Annotated in this window: 4 protein-coding genes and 1 tRNA gene; all 5 read left to right on the forward strand. The window is 65.3% G+C overall.

Annotated features, from left to right (window positions below; all coding sequences use genetic code 11):
* The first annotated feature begins 88 nt into the window (after positions 1 to 88).
* Positions 89 to 163, forward strand: a tRNA-Lys gene (locus tag ACIPIA_RS10575).
* Between the two features lie 102 nt (positions 164 to 265).
* A complete protein-coding gene (locus tag ACIPIA_RS10580; RefSeq protein ID WP_400509269.1) occupies positions 266 to 544 on the forward strand; it encodes an FtsB family cell division protein in 279 nt (92 codons plus the stop codon).
* 171 nt (positions 545 to 715) lie between these two features.
* Positions 716 to 1,804 (forward strand): pyruvate dehydrogenase (acetyl-transferring) E1 component subunit alpha, encoded by a 1,089-nt coding sequence (gene pdhA / locus ACIPIA_RS10585; RefSeq protein WP_400509263.1) that lies wholly within the window; start codon positions 716 to 718, stop codon positions 1,802 to 1,804.
* 58 nt (positions 1,805 to 1,862) lie between these two features.
* A complete protein-coding gene (locus tag ACIPIA_RS10590; protein ID WP_400509265.1) occupies positions 1,863 to 3,272 on the forward strand; it encodes a pyruvate dehydrogenase complex E1 component subunit beta in 1,410 nt (469 codons plus the stop codon).
* Between the two features lie 14 nt (positions 3,273 to 3,286).
* On the forward strand, positions 3,287 to 4,609 hold the full coding sequence (locus ACIPIA_RS10595; RefSeq protein ID WP_400509267.1) for a pyruvate dehydrogenase complex dihydrolipoamide acetyltransferase: 1,323 nt from the start codon (positions 3,287 to 3,289) through the stop codon (positions 4,607 to 4,609).
* The last annotated feature ends 68 nt before the right edge of the window (positions 4,610 to 4,677 follow it).

Consider the following 4,677-nt stretch of genomic DNA (forward strand, 5'->3'; position numbering starts at 1 on the left):
CTGGGCGCCGGCCTTGCAGGAGCTGGTGACGATTTCGTCGAATGAGTTGACCGGGAGCGCACGGCTCCGTATGTCAGCGCCTCGGTGAGGGCGGGTAGCTCAGTGGTAGAGCACGTGACTTTTAATCATGTGGTCGTGGGTTCGATCCCCACCCCGCTCACCAGAATGACAGACCTCCGGCATCGCACGTGGCATTAACCGGGCGGAAACCAAGTTTCCCTAGCCTGGCGACATGGTTATCCGCCGCGGCCTTCGTTCGATCTTTGTGACATTGGCGCTCTATCTCGTTTCGGGGGCGGCCGTTGCCTATTTCATGTTCCACGCCCAACATGGCGCGCGCGGCCTCGAGGCGCGCGGTGCCGTTCGTGAATCGCTTCGCGACATGGAGGCCGAGCTCGCGGGGCTTGTCGCGGAACGCAAGACCTGGGAGCATCGTCTCGCGCTGGTGCGCGATGAGGCTGTCGATCGCGATCTCCTCGAGGAGAACGCGCGGGCGGCGCTCGGCCGGACGCACAAGAACGACGTCGTCATCATGGGGCGCTGAGTTCTGACGATACGGTACTTAGTCCCAGACGTATCAATTAACTGAAAACAGGTTACGAATTGAGTTCTCTGATTTTTCAGTGACTTAGATCATGTTGCAATGCGAGATAGCGTGCTCGCCAAGGCTTTTTTGATCCTCTACAAAAGTCGAAAGACCTTGGAGGACCGCCTGATGGCTGTTGCTGCGCGTAAGTCGAAAGCTCCCGCTCAACCCAAAGCCGCCGCAAGGGGGCGAGGAGCCAAGGAGGCGGCGGGAAAAACCTCCGCGGCCCTCAGCAACACCCCGAGTTTCACCAAGGAAGAAGACCTCCACGCCTATCACGAGATGCTGCTGATCCGGCGTTTCGAGGAGAAGGCCGGCCAGATGTACGGCATGGGCCTCATCGGCGGCTTCTGCCATCTCTACATCGGCCAGGAGGCCGTGGTCATCGGCATGCAGATGGCCTCCAAGGATGGCGATCAGGTCATCACCGGCTATCGCGACCACGGCCATATGCTGGCCTGCGGCATGGAATCGCGCGGCGTGATGGCGGAGCTCACCGGCCGGCGCGGCGGCTATTCGCGCGGCAAGGGCGGCTCGATGCACATGTTCAGCCGCGAGAAGAACTTCTATGGCGGCCACGGCATCGTCGGCGCGCAGGTATCGCTCGGGACCGGGCTTGCCTTCGCCGACTGGTATCGTGGCGACAACACGGTCTCGATGACCTATTTCGGCGATGGTGCCGCCAATCAGGGCCAGGTCTACGAGAGCTTCAACATGGCTCAGCTCTGGAAGCTGCCGGTCGTGTTCATCATCGAGAACAATCGCTACGCGATGGGCACGGCGGTGAACCGTGCTTCGGCCCAGACCGATTTCTCCCGTCGCGGCGTCTCCTTCGGCATCCCGGGGGAACAGGTCGACGGCATGGACGTCCGCGCGGTCCGCGAGGCCGGCCTGCGCGCGATCGAGCATGCCCGTTCCGGGAAGGGCCCCTACATCCTCGAGATGCAGACCTATCGCTATCGCGGCCACTCGATGTCCGACCCGGCGAAGTACCGCTCCAAGGACGAAGTGCAGCGCATGCGCGAGGAGCACGACCCGATCGAGCAGGTCCGCGCCCGCCTGATCCGCGACTTCAAGATCGGCGAGGACGAGCTCAAGGCGATCGACGCCAAGGTGCGCGAGGTCGTCAACGACGCGGCCGAGTTTGCCACGCATGATCCCGAGCCCGATGTCTCCGAGCTCTACACCGACATCCTGCTGGAGCCGGCGCAGGGCTGACGCCCGCGCCGCTGCCCGCTCACCGTCTTTCCCCGCGTCTTAGAATCCGGGTGCGTTCATGCCGATCGACATTCTCATGCCTGCCCTTTCTCCTACCATGGAGGAAGGAAAACTGGCCAAGTGGCTGAAAAAAGAGGGCGATCAGGTCAAGTCCGGCGATATCATCGCCGAGATCGAGACCGACAAGGCGACCATGGAGGTCGAGGCGGTCGACGAGGGCATCCTCGCCAAGATCCTCGTCGCCGACGGCACCGAGAATGTCGCGGTCAACACGCCGATCGGCGTGATCGCGGCCGAGGGCGAGGACGTCAGCGCCGCGGCGAGCGGCGGTGGCAAGGCGGCCGCGCAGGAGAAGCCGGCCGAGTCGAAGCCCGAGGAAAAACCGGAGGCCAAGAGCGAAGACGCGCCCGCCGCCAGCAGGCCGGACACCGTGCCCGCCCAGGCGAAGGCCTATGATGCTTCCTCCGAGTTCCCGGCGGGGGCCGAGATCGTCTCGATGACCGTGCGCGAGGCCCTGCGCGACGCCATGGCCGAGGAGATGCGCCGCGACAAGGACGTCTTCGTCATGGGCGAGGAGGTTGCGGAATACCAGGGCGCCTACAAGGTCACGCAGGGCCTGCTGCAGGAATTCGGCCCGAAGCGTGTGATCGATACCCCGATCACGGAGCACGGATTCGCCGGCATCGGCGTCGGTGCGGCGCTTTCCGGCCTGCGCCCGATCGTTGAGTTCATGACCTTCAACTTCGCCATGCAGGCGATCGACCACATCATCAACTCCGCCGCCAAGACGCTCTACATGTCCGGCGGCCAGATGGGCGCGCCGATCGTGTTCCGCGGCCCCAACGGCGCCGCCGCCCGCGTCGGCGCGCAGCACAGCCACGATTACGCCGCCTGGTATTCCAACGTGCCTGGCCTCAAGGTGGTGATGCCCTACAGCGCCTCCGACGCGAAGGGCCTGCTCAAGAGCGCGATCCGCGATCCCAACCCGGTGATCTTCCTCGAGAACGAGATCATGTACGGCAAGTCCTTCGACGTGCCGAAGGGCGACGATTTCCTCGTCCCGATCGGAAAGGCCAAGGTCGTGCGCCCGGGCACGGACGTGACCATCGTCTCCTTCGGCATCGGCATGACCTATGCGCTGGGTGCTGCCGAGGCTCTGGCCAAGGAAGGTATCGAGGCCGAGGTCATCGACCTCCGCACGATCCGCCCGATGGATATCGAGACGGTCGTCGCCTCCGTTCAGAAGACGAACCGCTGCGTCGCCGTCGAGGAGGGCTTCCCGCAGTCGGGCGTCACCGCCGAGATCGGCATGAAGATCATGGAAGCCGCCTTCGACTATCTCGATGCGCCCGTGGCTCGCGTCACCGGCAAGGACGTGCCGATGCCCTACGCCGCGAACCTCGAGAAGCTCGCCTTGCCGAACATCGGTGAGGTCGTCGCGGCGGCCAAGGCCGTCTGCTATCGCTGAGAAGGGGCTGACCGATGCCGACCAACATCCTGATGCCCGCGCTCTCTCCCACGATGGAGAAGGGCAATCTCGCCAAGTGGCTGAAGAAGGAAGGCGACACGATCAAGTCCGGCGACATCATCGCCGAGATCGAGACCGACAAGGCGACCATGGAGGTCGAGGCGGTCGACGAGGGCATCCTCGCCAAGATCGTGGTGCCGGAAGGCACGGCCGACGTCGCTGTCAACGAGGTGATCGGCGTGATCGCCGGGGAGGGCGAAGACGCCAAGAGCGTCTCTGCTCCGGCAGCGAGCGCCGCGCCCGCGAAGGCTGAAGCGCCGAAGGCCGAGACGCCCGCACCAGCCCCGGCCGCGCCGGCTGCGGCTCCTGCCGCCGCCCCGGCCAAGGCCGGCGGCAGCCGCCCCTTTGCCTCGCCGCTGGCACGCCGTATCGCGAAGGATGCCGGCCTAGACCTTGCCGCCATAGTTGGCTCCGGCCCGCATGGCCGTATCGTCGAGAAGGATGTCGAGGCTGCGAAGAAGGGTGGCGGGGCCAAGGCGGCTCCGGCGGCGGCTGCGCCGTCCGCGCCGAAGCCTGCCTCCGCGCCGCTTGCGGCCGGTCCCTCGGACGAGGCGGTCAAGAAGCTGTTCGAGCCGGGCTCCTACGAGGAGATCCCGCATGACGGCATGCGCAAGACGATCGCGCGTCGCCTGACCGAGGCCAAGCAGACGATCCCGCATTTCTACGTCACGCTGGATTGCGAGCTCGACGCGCTGCTCAAGCTGCGCGCGGAGCTCAATGCCGCGGCGCCGGAGAAGGACGGCAAGCCGGCCTACAAGCTCTCGGTCAACGACATGGTGATCAAGGCGCTGGCGCTGGCGCTCAAGGCCGTGCCGGATGCCAACGTCTCCTGGACCGAAGGCGCCATGCTGAAGCACAAGCATGCCGATGTCGGCGTCGCAGTCTCGATCCCCGGCGGCCTTATCACGCCGATCATCCGCGATGCCTGCCACAAGACGCTGTCGCAGATCTCGAACGAGATGAAGGACATGGCGGCCCGCGCCAAGGCCCGCAAGCTGAAGCCCGAGGAGTATCAGGGCGGCACGACGGCGGTTTCCAATCTCGGCATGTTCGGGGTCAAGGATTTCGCGGCCGTGGTGAACCCGCCGCATGCGACGATCCTGGCGGTCGGCGCCGGCGAGCAGCGCGTCATCGTCAAGGGCGGCCAGCCGGCTGTCGCGACCGTGATGTCGGTGACGCTCTCGACCGACCACCGCGCGGTGGACGGGGCGCTTGGGGCCGAGCTGCTCCAGGCCTTCAAGGGCTATATCGAGAAGCCGATGGCGATGCTGGTGTGAGGCGGCGATAGGGACCATCATCCAATGATGCGCCAGCGGCATCTTCGTACCGGGCGGCTGGGCTGCCT

It is taken from the genome of Allobosea sp. CER48, from assembly GCF_044752385.1.
Taxonomy (GTDB): domain Bacteria; phylum Pseudomonadota; class Alphaproteobacteria; order Rhizobiales; family Beijerinckiaceae; genus Allobosea.

Coding starts and splice junctions, on each gene's coding strand:
- pdhA (WP_400509263.1), top strand. CDS start 716: ATGGCTGTTGCTGCGCGTAAGTCGAAAGCTCCCGCTCAACCCAAAGCC.
- ACIPIA_RS10590 (WP_400509265.1), top strand. CDS start 1,863: ATGCCGATCGACATTCTCATGCCTGCCCTTTCTCCTACCATGGAGGAA.
- ACIPIA_RS10595 (WP_400509267.1), top strand. CDS start 3,287: ATGCCGACCAACATCCTGATGCCCGCGCTCTCTCCCACGATGGAGAAG.